Genomic DNA, 1,720 nt, shown 5'->3' on the forward strand with positions numbered 1-1,720 from the left:
TCGTGCTTGTCGGCAAAGGCATCACCTTTGACACGGGCGGCATTTCCATCAAGCCGGCCGCTGAAATGGACGAGATGAAGTTCGACATGTGTGGGGCCGCCAGTGTGCTGGGCACCTTCCGGGCGCTCGCGGAGCTGCGGCCGGCGCTCAACGTCGTGGGCTTGATTCCGGCCTGCGAAAACATGCCGGGCGGCCGCGCCATCAAGCCCGGTGACGTGGTGACCAGCATGAGCGGGCAAACCATTGAAATCCTGAATACGGACGCCGAAGGCCGGCTGGTGCTCTGTGATGCATTGACCTATGCCGAGCGTTTCAAGCCCCGGGCCGTGGTGGACATCGCGACGCTGACGGGCGCTTGCGTGATTGCCCTCGGCGGCGTGCGCAGCGGGCTTTTTTCCAGCGATGACAGCTTGGCGCAGGCCTTGTCGGCGGCCGGTGAGTCGTCCCTGGACCTGTGCTGGAGGATGCCGCTGGATGACGATTATGCGGAAGGGCTGAAAACCAATTTCGCCGACGTCGCCAACGTGGCGGGGCGTGCTGCCGGTGCGGTGACTGCGGCCAAGTTCCTGCAACGGTTCGCGGCCAGCTTTCCCTGGGCGCACCTGGACATTGCCGGAACGGCCTGGAAGGGCGGCGCCGCCAAAGGCGCAACCGGCCGGCCGGTGCCACTGCTGCTGGATTACTTGTTGGGCCAGGTGATTCCTGCCGGGACGGGGACGTCGGCCAAAGAGCCGGGCAAAAAAGCCAAACCAGCTTCCCGGCGCAAACCCGCATCCAAAACCCGGGCATGACTGAAATCGCCTTTCACTTCAACGTACCGGACAAGCTGGCGTACAGCTGCCGGTTGCTTCGCAAGGCCTACCTGAGCGGCGCCAGCGTTGTGGTGACGGGGGACTCTGCGGTGCTGGCGGAACTGGACCAGTTGATCTGGAACTTTTCGCCTGCGGAGTTTGTGCCCCATTGCCGTGCGGGCGCCCCCGAAAGTACATTGACGGCAACGCCGGTGGTGCTGGCCGAGTCACTCGCAGCCTGCCCACACTACGGCGTCCTGGTCAATCTGGGGCACGGCATACCTGCTGAATTCGAACGGTTTGAACGCGTTATCGAAGTCGTGACGCAGGCCGACGACGACCGCCTTGCGGCGCGAAGCCGCTGGAAGCACTACACCGACAGGGGTTATGCGATGAAACGCCATGACCTTGCGACGGCCGGGGAGGGCGCATGAACCGTCCGCCCGCACCACCGCGTTTTGTGCCCACGCTGACGGAGGTCGTGCGGCCCATGGCGGCCCCTGCGCCGGCCGCGCCGGCTGAACCGGCGGGCGCTGGTTTGCCGGCTTCGCCTGTTGCATCTTCGGAGCTTCAGGAACAGATGGTGCAGCGCGTGCTGCAGCGGGTAAATCTGGTGCTTGAGCGGCGTTTGCGGGAGGTCGTTGGACAACTTATCCTGGAGCACACACAGACGCTGGTASCTGGTCTCCGGGAAGAAATAGAGGACGTTGTACGGCAGTCCGTCGGCCAGGCGTTCAAGCGCGACGCGACGCCTCCAGCAACGGACGTTTAGGTCGCGCACGCGACTGTTGCCACAAACAATTTTCTCCCGTGCCCAACCATCGAAACACAAATTCACATTAGGCAATCTGCTCCCCGGGTAAACCCCCTTATCAGAATTTAACCTAGGGACGTTGCTATGGTGCGGGCCCGGAAATTGCGTTATGTTC

The 1,720-nt window shown here is 63.1% G+C and carries 3 protein-coding genes; all 3 read left to right on the top strand.

All coding sequences use genetic code 11. From position 1 onward, the window contains the following. A partial coding sequence (locus AC1D0Z_RS21095; protein ID WP_477660113.1) for a leucyl aminopeptidase occupies nt 1-791 on the top strand: 791 nt, incomplete at its 5' end. Continuing rightward, complete coding sequence (locus tag AC1D0Z_RS21100; RefSeq protein ID WP_477660114.1) at nt 788-1,225, top strand: DNA polymerase III subunit chi; 438 nt, start codon at nt 788-790, stop codon at nt 1,223-1,225. The genes AC1D0Z_RS21095 and AC1D0Z_RS21100, both read left to right, overlap by 4 nt. Beyond that, the gene (locus AC1D0Z_RS21105) at nt 1,222-1,563 is read left to right on the top strand and encodes a hypothetical protein (RefSeq protein ID WP_477660115.1); all 342 of its coding nucleotides are present in this window, start codon (nt 1,222-1,224) and stop codon (nt 1,561-1,563) included. The genes AC1D0Z_RS21100 and AC1D0Z_RS21105 overlap by 4 nt, the downstream gene beginning before the upstream one ends. The last annotated feature ends 157 nt before the right edge of the window (nt 1,564-1,720 follow it).

It is taken from the genome of Polaromonas sp. P1_E3 (assembly GCF_056405935.1).

Excerpts from the sequence above, each read along its gene's own strand:
- AC1D0Z_RS21100 (WP_477660114.1), top strand. The coding sequence starts at position 788 with ATGACTGAAATCGCCTTTCACTTCAACGTACCGGACAAGCTGGCGTAC.